Raw genomic sequence first — 15,176 nt, forward strand, 5'->3', positions numbered from 1 at the left:
ATGCCCGAAAGACTAGCCCCGGCTAATACCCCAGCGCAAGGGCCGCCACGCCAAGACCGAGGGTGCCGCGGGCAATGTAGTGCAGTACCTCGGGGGAGAAGGAGACGCCGAAGCCGCCGCTATCCAGCATGGACATGCTGTCTACCCGTGCCGGGCGGGAACGCTTAAACGACGCCCAGCTAAGACCGGCGATGATGAGCGCCATTGCGATGGCGGAGAGTTTCCACACCAAGAGGAGGGCTCCGGCACCAAAGAGTGCCGTGCCCACAGAAGCTATAAGGGGAAGGCCCCAGTCGGGCCATGCATCGTCGTTGACGCGGCCAAAGGAGGCGGCGCGCCCAACCGCCGCGCCGACGATGCTCCACGCGGACATGAAGCCGACGATAGCCAGCGCCCCGAGCTGTGGGGCGAGCCCCAACGTCAGGCCGAGGGCCGCGAGCGCACCGACGCCGATGTACCACCGTCGTCCCAAACGACGGAAGAAGAGACTCACTAACGTCGATGGCGCATGGGCGCGACGAGGAATCCAGGCGGATTGGCTCGCAATGGCATCAGAGGTGACCTCCGAATCGAGAAGGCTTAGGCCAGAACCGCCGACCAGGCGCGTGCGCCCAGCGCTGAGTAGCGAAGCCAACGTGAACGACCGCCACCCCACGACGAAACGTAGGGCCGGGACTACCAGCGCGAACCACGGGGATAGCCCGGTGGACACGCAGATGCCGAGACCCAACACCCCGAAGCCGATCAGCTGCGCCCACGTGATCCAGTCCGTACCACGGAGCCGACCGCGCGGGCGATCAACGTACACCCAACGCTCCCTGGATAACGCGCGTAGGGGATAAAGCGTCTCGGCGAACACGATGAGAGCGAGCAGTCCCACGATGCCGGCAATCGGGGCGACGCTAGTTAGCGCGATGCGGGCCGGGATGATAGGCAGGACTGCGCCGACTTCTTGCCAGACTGTATAACCGAAGCCGATGACGATGCCGGCGAGGATGAGATACCAAATGCCATCACCTAGCCGGGACAGCGTGCGCATCACAGCTGCACCACCTCGTCGCAGGCTTGGGTGATCGTGTCGGAATGCGAGGCCACGACAATGCAGCGATTCTCCTCGTCAGCTAGGTAGCGCAATTCGCTTGCGAGGAACTCGGTCCAGGTAGCGTCGAGGTGACGCTCGGGCTCGTCGATAAGCACTGCGCGCGCCGGCTGGTACAGCTGTGCGGCCAGGAACACGCGCTGGCGCTGGCCTGAGGACAGGCGCGAGGCAGGGTGAGGGAGGAGAGGCTCAAGCGCCCAGAGTTCGCAGAGCTTGGCGACGTCCACCCCTGTCGCCTTTCCTATCAAGTCCAGGTGCTCGCCCACGGTGAGGTCGGGGAGGAAAACCGGCTCGGCCACCGTAATCACAGCACCCGGCTGTTCCTTCGTGCCGATAGGATGTCCGTCCCACTCCACTGATCCATCGAGAGGGGCAAGTTCTCCGCCGAGCGTGGCCAGCAACGTGGATTTACCGGAACCGTTGGGCCCAGCGAGGCCATAGATGCGGCCTGGGGCGAAGTTCTTTTCAAGGTGTCCAAGGGGCGTGGAATGCCCATAATCGGCGTCGATGGAAAGCATTGCTGGGCGGCGATCTCCTTACATTGGGCGGCTAGACAATAGTTAAAACTTATTGATGAAGTTTAGCAAAATGCACGCCCTGAACGTTGTCCTAGTGATGGGAAACGCCCTTGGGATTGGTGTTATGAGCTGCTAAAATGAGAGAAAATGTAGTTGAACACTCGGGAGGGCAGCAATGTCGGAGTCTATTCAAATTGAAAGCAGCAGTAGTAGCGGCCGTGATCCGTTAGCGTTGAGTGATGCTGCGTTACGTTTAGCAGGCCACGATGTGACTGATGAGTACGTGCGCCAGCTAGGCCGCGAGATAGCCGCAGGGACACTATCTGCCGACGAAGCAATCGCTCGTGTACGGCGTGCTTCGCTGAAGTAGAGCGCGGGGGAGAAACATGAGCGGGGGCTGGGAGAACTATTTCATTCCAGGGACCAAGGTTCTGAAGAATCGCTTGGGGTTAGATGACGCAGAAGAACTACGGATCTTGGAAGAAAAGCTTGTATTTCTTCGGATGACCGAGTTGGACTCGGCACCTGTGGAAGGTGCTTTTGATTATGCGCATTTCAAGGCCATACATCGACATCTTTTTCAGGATGTGTATGAATGGGCGGGTGAAGAGCGAACTGCCCCTACAGACCAGTTCATGATTAAGGCTGGGCATGCCTACTACCCGGCGGGACCGGAAATGACGAAGGCAGCAGAGAAGCTGTTTGCGGGGCTTGCGAAGGACAATTTTCTGCGTGGTCTAGGGTTTGATGATTTCGTAGCCAAGCTGGCGGAGCTGTGGGGCGAGCTCAATGTGGTGCACAGCTTTAGAGAAGGCAACACCCGCACACAGACGGTGTTCTTTGACGCGCTGGTTACGGCAGCAGGATACCAACTCGATGTGGAGCGGCTAGCGAGTGATAGCCGCGTGCGCGCGGAGTTTATTGCAGCGCGCTTCCACAGCCAGGGCACGGGGGATAACGCGCAGCTGGAGGAGGTGCTGCGCGGGCTCGTCGTAAAGCGGGGCGTCTAAACGCTCGGGCCTAGCCCTTGTTGCGGAAGACGAAGATGGAAGAGAAGTCCTGGTCGCCGTGGCCCATGGCCTGCTGCTCCTCAAAGCGCTCGATGGCGGCGGCCACTGCAGGAAGTGGCTTGTTGGCGGTCATCTCCATGAGCTTGGCGTCCTTGCACAGGGCATCCACGGTGAAGTCACCCGGAGTGGTGTTGCGCTCGCCGGTGATGAACGGGCCCTTCATGTTCTTCATGAAGGCCAGGCCGGTGATGTCGAGCATCTCGAGGATGACCTCGGAATCGAGGCCTTCGGACTCGCCGAGGTGGAGTGCTTCCAGCACGCCTTCTGCGGTAACGGCAAGTGCTAGGTTGGCCAGGAGCTTGCCAATCGCCGCGGTGGCGGCGGACTCCACGCCGATGAGCTTGTTCTCATCGGCCCAGGACTCGGCGATGGTCATGGCGAGCTCGCGGCGCTCGTCGTCAGGCGTGCCCACGTAAACGCCGAGCTTGCCTTCGCGCGCCGGGCCCAGCGAACCGACGACCGGCGCGTGGACATAAGAGTCGACCGCGGCGGCGAATTCGCGAGCGGCATCGGGGGAGACGGTCGTGGTATCGATCCAGGTCACGCCGACCGGGATGAGGTTGGTCTCGATGATCTGCTCACGGATGTCATCGGGGCCAAAGAGCGAGGTAATGATGACCTCTGCGCCTTCCACGGCGGCGGTGGGGGAATCGGCGAGGGTAGCGCCGGCATCGACCAGCGGCTGCGCGCGCTCGGCGGTGCGGTTCCAAACGGTGAGCTCATGGTTCTTGAGGAGGTGTCGGGCGAGCTCGGTGCCCATGCGGCCAGTACCAAGGAATGCAATCTTCATGCCGCCCAGTGTGCCATTATTGTGGGCAGGCTCGCCGCGATTTATGCGAGCCCCGGACGAGGGAGCCGTACCCGGTGACGCGACAAGACGGCCAGAAAGGGCTGGCCATGTCGTGGTTCGTGTTGATTTTCTCCGGCGCCTTCGAGGCTGTGTGGGCGGCGGCGCTGGATAAGTCGGAGGGCTTTAGCCGCCTGTGGCCCTCGGTGATCTTTTTCGTTGCCTGCGCCATTTCCATGGGCGGGTTGGGCTGGGCCATGAAGTCCATCCCCGTGGGCACGGCCTACGCGGTGTGGGCCGGCGTGGGCGCGGTGGTCACCGTCATTTACTCCTTCGCCGCCGGGCACGAGGCGGCCACGGTGTGGAAGGTGCTGTTCCTCGCCATGATTATTGGTGGGATCGTGGGCCTAAAGGTGGTGCACTAGGAGGCGTCGTCGTTTCACACGACGACGCGACTCCTTATTCGTAACGCAGCGCCTCAATCGGGTCCAGCTTCGCGGCTTTGCCCGCGGGGTAGTAGCCGAAGAAAAGGCCAATAGCTAGCGAGAAGAGCAGCGAGAGGATGACCGCCCACAGCGGCGGCGCTACGAGTGAGCCGATGGCGGCCGCACCCGCCATGCCGGCTGCGGTGCCGATGGCGATGCCGATGAGACCGCCGATGAGGCAGACCACGATGGCCTCCGTGATGAACTGGATGCGGATATCACGGCGGCGTGCGCCAAGCGCTTTGCGGATGCCAATCTCACGGGTGCGCTCCGTGACGGTGATGAGCATAATGTTCATCACGCCGATGCCGCCGACGAGCAGCGAGATGCCGCCGATAGCCGCGAGAACCAAGCTCATCGTGGTGAAGATCTGGTTCAGGGACGCGAGGTCATCGCTGAAGTCAGATACCTTCACCATGTAGTCAGGGTTGTCCTCGTAGTAGCTATCGAAGACGCGCTGCAGGTTGCTGGCCACCGCGGCCTTATCCAAGTCCGGGTTGCCGCGAACGGTGACCTCGCTGAACGCGGTGCCAGCACCCGGGGAATCGGAGAACTCGGCCTCCAGCGGGTAAGGAACGAAGGCGGTTTGGCTGGGGCCACCGCCCACCAGAGGTCCGGTTTGCGGTTCCTCAAAAACACCGATGACGGCGAGCTCGATCGGGGAAGCCTCCTGGCTTTCAAAGCTCACGTATTGGCCAATGGCGTCTTCAGGGGCGCCGAAAAGCTTGGTGGCTGTTTCCTTATCCAGCATGGCCACTGCCCGGCTGGAATCGATATCGTCTTCGCTGAGGAAACGCCCGGCCACGATGGAATAGGAGGAGCCGGAGACATAGTCCGGGTTGGTCGGGCGGACGAGGAGGTTGGCCGTCTCCTCCCCGGATTCGCCCTCGACCACGAGGGTGCCGGAATAGGAGCTGTATTCGCCGATATTGATGCCGGCGATCTGATCTCCCAAGACCTCCTTGGCGCGGTCCAGCATGTCCGGGGTGAGCATCGAGGACTCGTCCTCGACAAAGCCGCCGCCCATGAAGGGATCATCGGCTTCTTCCTCTTCGCCCTCCTCAGGGCGCTCCTTGACCTGGACGGTGAAGTTATTGGCGCCGACCTTGTCCAAGTCTTTCTGCACGGAAGCCTGCAAGGAGTGGCCGAGCGTGACGATGGCGATGACCGCGGCGATGCCGATGATGACGCCCAAGAGCGTCAGCGCCGAGCGCATCTTGTTGGTGCGCAGGCTGGTCAGCGCCATCTTGGTGGATTCAGCAAAATTCATGACAGCACACCGTCCTTCATCGTGACGGTGCGGCTGCACTCATCAGCCAATTCCGGGTTGTGGGTAATGAACAAAATGGTCTTTCCATGCGTGCGGTGCAGTTCGTGGAAGAGGTCCATGACCATGCGGCCGGTCTGCGAATCCAGCGCGCCGGTGGGCTCGTCCGCTAGGAGAATCTCCGGCTGGTTGGCCAAGGCGCGTGCCACCGCCACGCGCTGCTTCTGACCACCGGAGAGCTCATTGGGGAGGTGGTTCATGCGGTCGGACATGCCGACCATCTCCAGAAGCTCTTCCGCACGCTGGGTGCGCTCGTGAGCCGAAACGCCCGCATAGACCATGGGCATCTCCACGTTCTTCAGCGCGGACATGCGGCCGATCAGGTTGAAATTCTGGAAGATGAAACCGATTTTTTGGCCGCGGAAGGAGGCTAGTTTGTCGTCGCCAAGCGCCAGCGCATCCACGCCAGCCAGCTGGTACTCGCCAGCGGTGGGGCGGTCGAGGAGGCCGATGATGTTCATGAGCGTGGACTTGCCGGAGCCGGACTGGCCCACGACGGCCACGAACTCGCCCTCCTCCACGCTGAAGTCGAGGCCCGGGATGACGGTCAGCTCGCTGTCGAGGCCCTCGTTGAAGCGTTTGACGATTCCCCGCATCTCAATGAGGCGGCTCATGCGTTCTCTTCCGCATCATCGGAGCCATCGACGGAGGCGGACATGCCGACCATGTCCTTGTGCGTATCCGCCTGGCTGATGACGGTCTCGCCCTCCTTGAGGCCGGAGGAGATGGCGGCGGAGAAATCAGATTCGCTGGCGATCTTCACCTCGCGGGCCTGGATCGTGCCATTGTCGATGACGAGGACCTTCTTCTTGCCGCCTTCTTCATAGATGGCGGAGAGCGGCACGGTGATGGCGTCCTTATCCTTCTTCGTAATGATCTTCACCTTCGTGGTGGAACCGAGGCGCAGGCCTTCGCGGTTGCCATCGACGCGGATGTGTACGGGGAATTCGGGCTTGGAGGAGCCAGTTGGCTTGCCGGAGCCGCCGCCTGCACCAGCCTCGGCGTCGGGCTGCTCAGCGGTGGGGGAGATGAAGGTGACCTTGCCTTTGTACTCCTTGCCAGGGCTGGATGGCGAGGTGAAGGAGACTTCATCGCCGACCTTGATGCGGGCGATATCGCCCTCCTTGACCGTGGATTTCACCAGCAGGGAGGAATCATCCGCCACGGTGAGGATGGGGCCTTCGGCGGGCATGCCGGCTTGGCCATTAACGGCGGTGACAACGCCCGCCAACGGGGAGCGCAGGTCGGCCTGGGAAAGTCGGTACTCTAACGGCCCGTTTTCCTTGGCGTTATTCGCGCTTGCCGACGCCGCCGTCTCCACCGCGTGGTTCACCGCCTGGGACTGGGAGGAAATCTGCTGTTCGATGGCCAGGTTGCTGGCTTGCAGTGCGCGCTCGGCATCGGCAACCGCTTGGTAGGAGGCGGCGGTGGCGCGCTGTTGTTCGCCCAGCTCGCGGTCGATGCCGCGGAGGACGCGGCCATAGGATTCCTCGGACTGCTTGAGCTGACGTTCAGAGTCCTGCACGGCCTCATCGGAGTCCAGATAGCTCAAGAAAGCGCTGGCGGTGTTGATTCCGGAGGGGTCCTCGGTGGCGGTGCCGATGGAGGCCAGTGCGGACTGGAAAGACTTGGACTCCGCATCGCGCACGCCGGAGCGTGCTTGTTCGACGGCCGCGCGGGCTTCGGCAACTTCGGGGCGGTCGCCCTTGGTGGCGAGGGCATCATCGAGCTTGCGCTGCGCTTCGGCGTATTCGGTCTGCGCCGAGTTCACGGCGGATTGGGCGCTGTTGACCTCGGGGTTGAGGCCTTGGTCGAGGGAATCCTGAAGCTGGCGCAGCTGGAGTTGGGCGTCCTCGATCTGGTGGACGGCCTCCAGCTTTCCTGCCTCCTGGGAGGTGCGCTGGGCCTCGAGCTCACGCTCGGTCTCGGTGGTGTCCATGCGGCCGAGGAGCTGCTGGGCCTCGACGCGGTCACCCACCTTCGCGTCCAAGGACTGGATGGGGCCGGTCAGCGAGGTGGTCAGCGAGAGTTCGCGCTCGGCAGAAACGGTGCCGGTGGCGGAGACGGAACTGATGAGGTCTTCTTTGGCGGTTGTCGTGACATCGGTTGCGGTGAGCTGAATATCGGAGGAGCCGCTGGTCAGTGCGTACATTCCACCACCGCCTGCGAGGAGAACCGCAGCGATAGCGCCAGCGGTGATGCCGAGAGCTTTCTTGTTCATGAATCCCTTACTGTCAGATTTAGACCGTCATTGAAAAGCGGGTTCAGATTAACTCTCGGGCATGCTTCCTGTCATGCGCAGTGGGGGAATATAGGAGGTAGATCAGGGTCTACCCTTAGTTGGTGTGGGGCCATGAGGGCTGGTGACGTTTCGATCAAATAAGGGCCCGAAAACGGAGGTTCTCTGTCACTATTTGATCGAAACGTACTTGGCATCTGCCTTTTAGAAGGGCACATCGATGCGGATATCCTCCGCGCGCGGCAGCAGGGGAAGCGTCGGTATGTGGTCGAGGCCGTTCTGGACTTCCGGAGGGATCGGTATAGAGGTGGGGATCTGCGGAGGCTCGGGCAGTTGAAGTTTGGGATTGGGCCGTTGCGGTGGGGCCGGGCGTGGAGCTGGTGCAGGTGCGGGCGCTGGCGCGCGGACGGTGACGGTTTCTACCTGTGGTGCTGGGGCCTCGATGGTCGTGGGCATGGGCGCTGGTGCCTCGGTTACCGGTTCTGGTTCGGCTGGGGCGGGAGCAATGGAGGTGGTGTCGCCGAAGCGGTTGACCGGCTGGGGGACCGCATCCGGCTCCCAGGACGTCGGTTGGGCCGAGGTGATGGGACTGGGTTCGATTCGCGGAGCGGTTTCTGCCTGCGTAGCAGCACAGGCAGAAAGCGGAAGGCAGGCAAGAATGACAAGAAAACGGCGCGATGCCATGGGAATCCCCCTTAAGCTAGTGCCTCTCCACAGCGCACCCCAGCGCTTAAAGAAGGAAAGGCAGAATCAACAGTGTGCTGCCAGCATAGCGCTGCAGTGGCAGGCGTGCAGCGCGAGCGTGCAGGGCCGTTCTTAAGGCTGTGGAGGAAAGACCGTGGGACACGAGGGGACTCAAACTTTTGTATAGGGCTAAAACCGATACAATGTGGGCTATGCCTAACTCCAGCCAGCGAAATCAGCAGAATACGTCCCAGTCCGCCGAGTGGTTCGAGCGCGCCACCAAGGTCACCCCGGGTGGCGTGAATTCCCCGGTTCGTGCCTTCGGTTCCGTGGGCGGTCAAGCCCTCGTTATCGCTCGCGGTCAGGGTTCACGCCTCTGGGATATCGACGGCAATGAGTACGTCGACCTGGTCAGCTCTTATGGCCCGATGATCCACGGCAATGCCCACCCGGCCATCGTGGAGGCAGTGCAGAAGGCGGCTGCCGATGGCCTCTCCTTCGGCGCACCCACCGAGGGCGAGACGCTGCTGGCGGAGCACATTGTCAAGCGCACCGCCGTGGAGCAGGTACGCCTGGTCAATTCCGGTACCGAGGCCACCATGTCCGCCGTGCGCCTGGCCCGCGGTTTCACCGGCCGCGCCAAGGTCCTGAAATTTGAAGGCTGCTACCACGGCCACGTGGATGCGCTGTTGGCGTCGGCTGGCTCCGGCGTGGCCACCTTCGCGCTGCCGGATTCCCCGGGCGTGACCGGCGCTTCGGCCGCGGACACCATCGTCGTCCCCTATAACGACCTCGACGCCGTCCGCGAGGCCTTCGCCGCGCACCCGCGGGAGATCGCCTGCATCATCGCCGAGGCCGCAGCGGGCAACATGGGCACCGTGGCCCCGCAAGAGGGCTTCAACGCAGCGCTCAAGGAGATCGCGCATGCCGACGGCGCCCTGCTCATCCTCGACGAGGTCATGACCGGCTTCCGCACCTCCTACAAGGGCTGGTTCGGCGTCGATGGGGTAGCGGGTGACCTGGTGACCTTCGGCAAGGTGGTCTCCGGTGGCCTGCCGGCAGCCGCCTTCGGCGGCCGCGCCGACGTGATGGCTTCGCTGGCACCGTCGGGCCCCGTCTACCAGGCAGGCACGCTGTCCGGTAACCCGGTAGCGATGGCCTCTGGTCTGGCTTCCCTGGAGCTTGCCAACGAAGAGCTATACCCGCGCCTGCAGGATAACGCGGACCGCCTGACCGGCCTCATCACCGAGGCACTGAGCGCCGCCGGCGTGGAACACCACATCCAGCGTGCGGAGACGATGTTCTCCATCCGCTTCGCCGAGGGCCAGGGCCGCAACTTCGCCGATATGCAGGCCGCCGATACCTGGCGCTTCGCACCCTTCTTCCACGCACTGCTGGAAGGCGGCGTGTATGTCCCGCCGTCAGCCTTCGAGACCTGGTTTGTGTCTGATGCGCTCACGGACAATGATTTTGAGGTAATCGAGGCAGCTCTCAAGCCTGCCGCCCAGGCCGCCGCCAGCGCGCAGCGCCCGCAGTAAACCAACCATTTGAGGGGATAGACACAGGTATATGTCCACCACCATCGTCCACTTCGTCCGCCACGGCGAGGTTTATAACCCGGATAAAATCCTCTACGGGCGCATCCCGGGCTATCACTTGTCCTCCCGTGGGCACTCGATGGCCGCCCGCACAGCGAAAGCCTTCGAAGGCCATGACGTGACCTACTTGGCGGCCTCGCCGCTGCAGCGCGCGCAGGAAACCGCGCTGCCGATTGCGCAGGTGACGGGCTTGGAGGTGGACGTCGACAAGGGCGTCATCGAGTCCGGCAACCGCTTCGAGGGCCTGCGCACCAAGGGCTGGAATTCGCAGCTGTGGAACCCGCAGCGCTGGCCGCTCATGGTCAACCCACTCGAGCCCTCGTGGGGCGAGCCTTTCGAGGAAATCGCCGCGCGCATGATGGATGCCGCCGAGCGCGCTCGTTCCAAGGCTGAGGGACACGAGGCCATCGTGGTTTCCCACCAGCTACCCATCGTCATGGTGCAGCGCACCGTGCTGGGCAAGCGCCTGGCCCACGCGCCGTGGGACCGCACGTGCGCGCTGGCTTCGGTGACTTCGCTGGTCTACCGTGACCGCGAGATCATCGATATCTTCTACTCCGAACCGGCGCAGGACATCTAATGGGACGCAGAACTATCCGCGCCGCCGCGGCCGGTGTCCTTGCTGTGTTTGCCTTGGCTGGCTGTGCGCAAAGCGAGGAAAACGCGCAGAACGCCGTGGCTTCCGGCGGCACCTTCGAGTTCATCTCGCCCGGCGGGCAGACCACCATCCGCTATGCGGAGGAAGACCGCAAGCCACTCAAGGATTTCTCCGGCGAGGACCTGCGGGATGAGTCCACGACGATCAAGCTTTCGGATTTTCAGGACCAGATCGTGGTCCTCAACTCCTGGGGTCAGTGGTGCGCGCCGTGCCGCTCCGAATCGGATGACCTCCAGGCCATCCACGCGGAGTTACAGAAGCGCAAGGTCGGCACCGTTCTCGGCATCAACGTCAAGGACTTCAACCCGGAGATTTCCCGGGACTTTATGGCCGATAACGGCCTGGAGTACCCCTCCATCTACGATCCGCCCTTCAAGACGGCCGCGGCTCTCGGCGGCGTGCCCACCTCCGTGGTGCCCACCACCATCGTGCTGGATAAGCAGCACCGCCCCGCCGCGGTCTTCCTGACCGAGATCACGGAGAAGGATGTCCTCGAGGTCGTCGACGAACTGGAGAAAGAACAGTGATCCTTGCCGCTGACGGTATGGGACAAAGCTTTGCCGATGCTGCCGTGTCCGGCCCGCTCCTTATCGGAGTGCTCGCCGCCGCTGTAGCCGGGTTGGTCTCCTTCGCCTCGCCCTGTGTGGTTCCACTGGTTCCGGGCTACATCTCTTACCTCGCCTCCGTGGTCGGCGGTGAGGTGAGTTATGACGAGGAGCTGGGGGTGGGCGTCGGCAAGCGCCGGCGTTGGGCCGTCGTTGGTGCCGCCGCACTCTTCGTGCTGGGCTTTACCGTCGTGTTTGTACTGGCCACCGTGTCGGTTTTCGGCGCCATTTCGGCGCTCACACTCAACGCGGACACCCTCATGCGCGCCGGTGGCATCATCACCATCCTCATGGGCGTGGTGTTCATGGGCGTGGTGCCGGTACTGCAGAAGGACACGCGCATGGCGCCGCGGCGCTGGACCACGTGGCTGGGCGCGCCGCTGCTCGGCGGGGTTTTCGCCCTGGGCTGGACCCCGTGCTTGGGCCCCACGCTGGCTGCCATCATGTCAGTCTCCGTCGGCACCGAGGGAACCACCGCGCTGCGCGGCACCATCCTCATCATTGGCTACTGCCTGGGCCTGGGCCTGCCTTTCCTACTCGTAGCGCTGGGCTCCGCTAAGGCCATGCGCACCGTGACCTGGATGCGCAAACACTCCCGCGCCATCCAGATCATTGGCGGCATCGCCATGATTCTCGTCGGCCTGGCGCTGCTGACCGGGCTCTGGGGAGATTTCATCAACGCCATCCGCCAGTGGACTGTGTCCTATGGCGCGACGCTGCTGTAAAGGAGAATTTTCGTGAGATATATCCGCAAGGCCTGGCACTGGCTGACCAGCATGCGCACCGCGCTGGCGCTGCTCTTCCTGCTGGCCATTGCCGCCATCCCCGGATCGCTTCTGCCGCAGCGCTCGCTCAATGAGTCCAATGTCAATGACTTCATTGAGACCAACGGCAAGGTCGCGGAGATCTACGACAAGCTGCAGCTTTTCGATGTCTTCTCCTCCGTCTGGTTCCAAGCCATCTACGTCCTGCTCATGATTTCCTTGGTGGGCTGCATCATCCCGCGCTCCTGGGATCATTACAAGGCCTACCGCACCCCTCCGACTCGCGCGCCGAAGTACCTGGAAAAGATGCCGCTGAACGCCACCGGGCATTCGGAGAAATCCCCGGAGGAGATCGCGGCTGCCACCAAGACCATGCTGAAGAAGTGGCGAGTCTCCGAGGTCTCCCCAGACAAGGACCGTGCGGGTGCGCAGTCTTTCTCCGCCGAGCGCGGCTATGCCCGCGAGCTGTGCAACCTCATCTTCCACATTGCGCTCGTGGCCATCCTGCTGACCATGGCCGCCGGGCGCCTGGTGCACTACGAGGGACAGGTCATCGTGGTCACGGAAAAGAACTCCCAGGGGCAGACCCAAGAGCAGGCGCAATCCACGGAGTTCTGCAACACCTCGACCTCCGTCTATGACTCCTTCCGCGCCGGCCCGCTTTTCGACGGCACCGGCCTGCACCCCTTCTGCTTCCTGGCCCACGACTTCACTGCGGACTACCTGCCCAATGGTCAGGCGGAGATGTTCACCTCCAACGTGTCCTATGCCGCGGGCGACGATATCTTCACGGACCCGGAGACCTGGGAGGACTACCAGCTGCAGGTCAACCACCCGCTGCGCATTGATAGCAACCGCGTCTACCTGCAAGGGCACGGCTTTGCGCCGACCATGACGGTGGAGTGGCCCAACGGCGAGAAGCGCACGCAGACCATCCAATTTCAGCCCAATGACACCACGTTCTTCCTGTCCTCGGGAGTGATGCGTTTTGATCCGCCGGCGGGCATGTACCCGGACCTGTTTGAGCGCCGTCAGAACCAGATCGCCATCCAGGGCCTCTTTGCGCCGACCGCTGAGTGGTCCGGTGAGAACGGCAAGCTGCTGCAATCCTCCTACCCAGCGATGCTGGACCCAGCCGTGGCTATCGATATCTACCGCGGCGATGCCGGCCTGGACACGGGTACCCCGCAGTCCTTCTTCTCCCTGGATTCCAACCTGGTCCACACGGGCCAGCTGCAGAAGATCGACCGCGTCAACCTGAACCAAGGTGAATCGGTCACGCTGGACGACGGCACGAAGATTACCTTCGACGGTGCCTCCGAGTTTGCGAACTACCAGGTTTCCTATGACCCCTTCCAGAGCTGGGTCTTGGTGTCCTCGCTGGTCATGCTGGTCTCGCTTGTTGGCTCGCTGGTGATCAAGCGCCGCCGCGTGTGGGTGCGCATCCGACCTGGCGCCAACGGCGGCACCGACATCGAGATGGGCGGTCTTGCCCGCACCGACCGCGCGGGTTGGTCTGAGGAATTCCATAAGCTTCACCGCGAGCTCTTGGAGTTGCCGGATCCCGATGAGGTGGAGGAAGACGAGCTCTACTCCGCCGACTAAAGGCGCGGAGTGTATCCGTCAAAAGTTGGATACTGCTGGGAAAGGGAGGTACTCTTATGAGCACCATAAATCTCTCCGCTCATGCAGCCTCGTGCGTGAAGCACGGTGTAGGCACGATTGTGAAGGCAAGGTTTCCCACTCATGCAGGTTGATCAAAATCTGTCCAACTTTTCCGACATCGCGGTGCAAACCGCGTTCGTCGTTTATGCTCTCGCCTTGGTGTTGTCCCTGGTCTACTACGGCCGGATGCACAGCATCATCGAGGCTATGCGCTCCCGCACGAGTGCTGTGGCGCAGCAGCGCGAACTCGCCAGCGTGGGGGCCTCGGCAGACAGTGCCGTGCTTGGCGACGTCCCCCCGACAGCCAGCGCTGGTCCCGATGCTGACCTAGATGCGGATCTGGCGAAGAAGCGGGAGAACGCCGACAAGCTCGGCGGCATGACGCAGATGCTCCTGTGGTTGGGTATCGCCTTACACTTGGCGGCCATTGTGCTGCGCGGTCTGGCAACGGGGCGCTTCCCGTTTGGCAACCTTTACGAGTACGTGCTCATGGTGACCGCCGGCGCCATGGTGGTGGCGACCATTGCCATGCAGCGCAAGGAGTGGCGCACCCTGTGGCCGTGGCTGCTCACGCCGATTCTGGCGCTGATGTTCTATGGCTCCACCAAGCTTTATGCGGAATCCGCTCCGGTGGTTCCGGCACTGCAGTCCCACTGGCTGCCGATTCACGTCACCGTGGTCTCGTTGGGCGCGTCCATCGGCGTGGTCTCCGGTATTGCCTCTCTGCTCAGCGTGCTGCGTGAATTCCAGCCGAAGGGTAATGAGTCTGGTTTCTTCGGTGCGCTTGCCCGCCCGCTTCCTTCGGCGAAGAAGCTGGACCGCTTGGCTTATCGCTTGGGCGTGGTGGCGCTGCCGACCCTGGGCCTGGGTATTGTGCTGGGCGCCATTTGGGCCGAGTCCGCATGGGGCCGCTACTGGGGTTGGGACCCGAAGGAGACCGTCTCCTTCGCCACCTGGATCCTCTACGCTGCCTACCTGCACGCCCGCGCGACGCCGGCCTTCCGCAAGGCCGCGCCGTATATCAACATCGCGGCGATGCTGCTCATGATCTTCAACCTGTTCTTCATCAACATGGTTGTCTCCGGCCTGCACTCCTATGCGGGGCTGAACTAAATGGCGGAGACCCCTAAGCCGCGGCACAAACAGGGCAAGCCGGCGGGCGATAACCCGCAGCTCATCGCTCTCGGTGAGGGCTTTGCGCAGCGCCGCCGAGAACTCGGTATCTTGCAGCAGGCGCTGGCTGAGAAGGCCGGGATTTCGCGCTCCACGCTGCACACCATCGAGCACGGCGGCTCTGGCGTGCGCTGGGAAAAGGTGATTGCGGTGGCTGAGGCCCTCGGCCTTGAGATGACCTTCGAGCCGAAGGCTTAGGCTTCGTCGGCTTTATTGTCTTTGTCCTCGGGGGCCTTGGGTTTCTGGGAACCTTGTGAACCCTGTGAGCGCCGGCGGCGCTCTTCTTCTTGGCGCTCTGCCTCCCGCTCCCTGGCGCGGCGCTCTTTGAAGCGCTGCTTCTCTAGGTTCCACAGGAACTCTTCGTCATCGTCTGGGCCCTTGATTGCGGGGCGCTGCGGCTGCTGTGCCTGCTGCACCTTCTTATTCCAACTCGACGGACCAAAGGCCTTCCATACGAGGACCGCCGCGAGGACAAACAAGAGTAGTAGTATCAATCGACCCATG

The 15,176-nt window shown here is 62.6% G+C and carries 17 protein-coding genes and 1 riboswitch; of the genes, 9 read left to right on the top strand and 8 right to left on the bottom strand.

Going from position 1 to position 15,176, the window contains the following annotated elements:
• Positions 1 to 22: 22 nt before the first annotated feature.
• Together HMPREF3147_RS11750 and HMPREF3147_RS11755 are read right to left on the bottom strand one after the other, a co-directional pair.
• Positions 23 to 1,039, bottom strand: a complete 1,017-nt coding sequence (locus HMPREF3147_RS11750) for an ABC transporter permease (protein WP_070447932.1) — start codon at positions 1,037 to 1,039, stop codon at positions 23 to 25.
• A complete protein-coding gene (locus tag HMPREF3147_RS11755; protein ID WP_070447935.1) occupies positions 1,039 to 1,617 on the bottom strand; it encodes an ABC transporter ATP-binding protein in 579 nt (192 codons plus the stop codon). Before HMPREF3147_RS11755 ends, HMPREF3147_RS11750 begins: the two co-directional genes overlap by 1 nt.
• A 386-nt stretch (positions 1,618 to 2,003) precedes the next feature.
• On the opposite strand from HMPREF3147_RS11755, the gene HMPREF3147_RS11760 reads away from it, so the two are divergent.
• Positions 2,004 to 2,627 carry a Fic/DOC family protein gene (locus tag HMPREF3147_RS11760; RefSeq protein ID WP_070447937.1) on the top strand — a complete coding sequence of 208 codons (624 nt, stop codon included), beginning with the start codon at positions 2,004 to 2,006 and terminating at the stop codon, positions 2,625 to 2,627.
• 10 nt (positions 2,628 to 2,637) lie between these two features.
• Here HMPREF3147_RS11760 and HMPREF3147_RS11765 read toward each other — a convergent pair whose 3' ends face one another.
• Complete coding sequence (locus HMPREF3147_RS11765) at positions 2,638 to 3,477, bottom strand: NAD(P)-dependent oxidoreductase (RefSeq protein ID WP_070447939.1); 840 nt, start codon at positions 3,475 to 3,477, stop codon at positions 2,638 to 2,640.
• A 25-nt stretch (positions 3,478 to 3,502) separates the two neighbouring features.
• A riboswitch (guanidine-III (ykkC-III) riboswitch) is annotated at positions 3,503 to 3,573 on the top strand.
• Positions 3,574 to 3,584: 11 nt separating this feature from the next.
• Here HMPREF3147_RS11765 and HMPREF3147_RS11770 point away from each other — a divergent pair.
• Complete coding sequence (locus HMPREF3147_RS11770; protein WP_070447941.1) at positions 3,585 to 3,899, top strand: DMT family transporter; 315 nt, start codon at positions 3,585 to 3,587, stop codon at positions 3,897 to 3,899.
• Positions 3,900 to 3,933: 34 nt separating this feature from the next.
• On the opposite strand, the gene HMPREF3147_RS11775 is transcribed toward HMPREF3147_RS11770, so the two are convergent.
• The 4 genes from HMPREF3147_RS11775 to HMPREF3147_RS11790 form a co-directional block, all read right to left on the bottom strand.
• Positions 3,934 to 5,229 carry an ABC transporter permease gene (locus HMPREF3147_RS11775; RefSeq protein WP_070447943.1) on the bottom strand — a complete coding sequence of 432 codons (1,296 nt, stop codon included), beginning with the start codon at positions 5,227 to 5,229 and terminating at the stop codon, positions 3,934 to 3,936.
• On the bottom strand, positions 5,226 to 5,900 hold the full coding sequence (locus HMPREF3147_RS11780) for an ABC transporter ATP-binding protein (RefSeq protein WP_010189772.1): 675 nt from the start codon (positions 5,898 to 5,900) through the stop codon (positions 5,226 to 5,228). Before HMPREF3147_RS11780 ends, HMPREF3147_RS11775 begins: the two co-directional genes overlap by 4 nt.
• Positions 5,897 to 7,507, bottom strand: coding sequence for a permuted SH3 domain-containing protein (locus HMPREF3147_RS11785; protein ID WP_070447945.1), 1,611 nt, complete (start codon positions 7,505 to 7,507; stop codon positions 5,897 to 5,899). Before HMPREF3147_RS11785 ends, HMPREF3147_RS11780 begins: the two co-directional genes overlap by 4 nt.
• Positions 7,508 to 7,729: 222 nt before the next feature.
• Positions 7,730 to 8,209 carry a hypothetical protein gene (locus tag HMPREF3147_RS11790; protein WP_070447947.1) on the bottom strand — a complete coding sequence of 160 codons (480 nt, stop codon included), beginning with the start codon at positions 8,207 to 8,209 and terminating at the stop codon, positions 7,730 to 7,732.
• Between the two features lie 203 nt (positions 8,210 to 8,412).
• Here HMPREF3147_RS11790 and hemL point away from each other — a divergent pair, with 203 nt between their 5' ends.
• From hemL to HMPREF3147_RS11825, 7 genes are all read left to right on the top strand, one after another.
• Positions 8,413 to 9,747 carry a glutamate-1-semialdehyde 2,1-aminomutase gene (gene hemL / locus HMPREF3147_RS11795; protein WP_070447949.1) on the top strand — a complete coding sequence of 445 codons (1,335 nt, stop codon included), beginning with the start codon at positions 8,413 to 8,415 and terminating at the stop codon, positions 9,745 to 9,747.
• Between the two features lie 31 nt (positions 9,748 to 9,778).
• Positions 9,779 to 10,387: a histidine phosphatase family protein gene (locus HMPREF3147_RS11800; RefSeq protein WP_070447951.1), complete on the top strand. Its 609-nt coding sequence runs from the start codon at positions 9,779 to 9,781 to the stop codon at positions 10,385 to 10,387.
• Complete coding sequence (locus HMPREF3147_RS11805; RefSeq protein WP_070447954.1) at positions 10,387 to 10,992, top strand: TlpA disulfide reductase family protein; 606 nt, start codon at positions 10,387 to 10,389, stop codon at positions 10,990 to 10,992. Before HMPREF3147_RS11800 ends, HMPREF3147_RS11805 begins: the two co-directional genes overlap by 1 nt.
• A 17-nt stretch (positions 10,993 to 11,009) precedes the next feature.
• The gene (locus tag HMPREF3147_RS11810; protein WP_070448036.1) at positions 11,010 to 11,795 is read left to right on the top strand and encodes a cytochrome c biogenesis CcdA family protein; all 786 of its coding nucleotides are present in this window, start codon (positions 11,010 to 11,012) and stop codon (positions 11,793 to 11,795) included.
• A gap of 12 nt (positions 11,796 to 11,807) precedes the next feature.
• Positions 11,808 to 13,439: a cytochrome c biogenesis protein ResB gene (locus HMPREF3147_RS11815; RefSeq protein ID WP_070447956.1), complete on the top strand. Its 1,632-nt coding sequence runs from the start codon at positions 11,808 to 11,810 to the stop codon at positions 13,437 to 13,439.
• Positions 13,440 to 13,580: 141 nt separating this feature from the next.
• A complete protein-coding gene (gene ccsB, locus HMPREF3147_RS11820) occupies positions 13,581 to 14,612 on the top strand; it encodes a c-type cytochrome biogenesis protein CcsB (protein ID WP_070447958.1) in 1,032 nt (343 codons plus the stop codon).
• Positions 14,613 to 14,870: a helix-turn-helix domain-containing protein gene (locus tag HMPREF3147_RS11825; RefSeq protein WP_070447960.1), complete on the top strand. Its 258-nt coding sequence runs from the start codon at positions 14,613 to 14,615 to the stop codon at positions 14,868 to 14,870.
• Here the strand turns inward: HMPREF3147_RS11825 and HMPREF3147_RS11830 are convergent.
• Positions 14,867 to 15,175, bottom strand: coding sequence for a hypothetical protein (locus HMPREF3147_RS11830; RefSeq protein WP_070447962.1), 309 nt, complete (start codon positions 15,173 to 15,175; stop codon positions 14,867 to 14,869). The two genes, HMPREF3147_RS11825 and HMPREF3147_RS11830, sit on opposite strands and share 4 nt — an antisense overlap.
• Between the last annotated feature and the right edge of the window lies 1 nt (position 15,176).

Origin of the sequence: Corynebacterium sp. HMSC05D03 (assembly GCF_001807205.1) — a bacterium.
In the GTDB taxonomy this organism is placed as follows: Bacteria; Actinomycetota; Actinomycetes; order Mycobacteriales; family Mycobacteriaceae; genus Corynebacterium; species Corynebacterium aurimucosum.

Bases quoted from the DNA above. Each gene is read 5' to 3' on its own strand.
- HMPREF3147_RS11750 (WP_070447932.1), bottom strand. From the start codon at position 1,039: ATGCGCACGCTGTCCCGGCTAGGTGATGGCATTTGGTATCTCATCCTC.
- HMPREF3147_RS11755 (WP_070447935.1), bottom strand. From the start codon at position 1,617: ATGCTTTCCATCGACGCCGATTATGGGCATTCCACGCCCCTTGGACAC.
- HMPREF3147_RS11760 (WP_070447937.1), top strand. From the start codon at position 2,004: ATGAGCGGGGGCTGGGAGAACTATTTCATTCCAGGGACCAAGGTTCTG.
- HMPREF3147_RS11765 (WP_070447939.1), bottom strand. From the start codon at position 3,477: ATGAAGATTGCATTCCTTGGTACTGGCCGCATGGGCACCGAGCTCGCC.
- HMPREF3147_RS11770 (WP_070447941.1), top strand. From the start codon at position 3,585: ATGTCGTGGTTCGTGTTGATTTTCTCCGGCGCCTTCGAGGCTGTGTGG.
- HMPREF3147_RS11775 (WP_070447943.1), bottom strand. From the start codon at position 5,229: ATGAATTTTGCTGAATCCACCAAGATGGCGCTGACCAGCCTGCGCACC.
- HMPREF3147_RS11780 (WP_010189772.1), bottom strand. From the start codon at position 5,900: ATGAGCCGCCTCATTGAGATGCGGGGAATCGTCAAACGCTTCAACGAG.
- HMPREF3147_RS11785 (WP_070447945.1), bottom strand. From the start codon at position 7,507: ATGAACAAGAAAGCTCTCGGCATCACCGCTGGCGCTATCGCTGCGGTT.
- HMPREF3147_RS11790 (WP_070447947.1), bottom strand. From the start codon at position 8,209: ATGGCATCGCGCCGTTTTCTTGTCATTCTTGCCTGCCTTCCGCTTTCT.
- hemL (WP_070447949.1), top strand. From the start codon at position 8,413: ATGTGGGCTATGCCTAACTCCAGCCAGCGAAATCAGCAGAATACGTCC.
- HMPREF3147_RS11800 (WP_070447951.1), top strand. From the start codon at position 9,779: ATGTCCACCACCATCGTCCACTTCGTCCGCCACGGCGAGGTTTATAAC.
- HMPREF3147_RS11805 (WP_070447954.1), top strand. From the start codon at position 10,387: ATGGGACGCAGAACTATCCGCGCCGCCGCGGCCGGTGTCCTTGCTGTG.
- HMPREF3147_RS11810 (WP_070448036.1), top strand. From the start codon at position 11,010: ATGGGACAAAGCTTTGCCGATGCTGCCGTGTCCGGCCCGCTCCTTATC.
- ccsB (WP_070447958.1), top strand. From the start codon at position 13,581: ATGCAGGTTGATCAAAATCTGTCCAACTTTTCCGACATCGCGGTGCAA.
- HMPREF3147_RS11825 (WP_070447960.1), top strand. From the start codon at position 14,613: ATGGCGGAGACCCCTAAGCCGCGGCACAAACAGGGCAAGCCGGCGGGC.
- HMPREF3147_RS11830 (WP_070447962.1), bottom strand. From the start codon at position 15,175: ATGGGTCGATTGATACTACTACTCTTGTTTGTCCTCGCGGCGGTCCTC.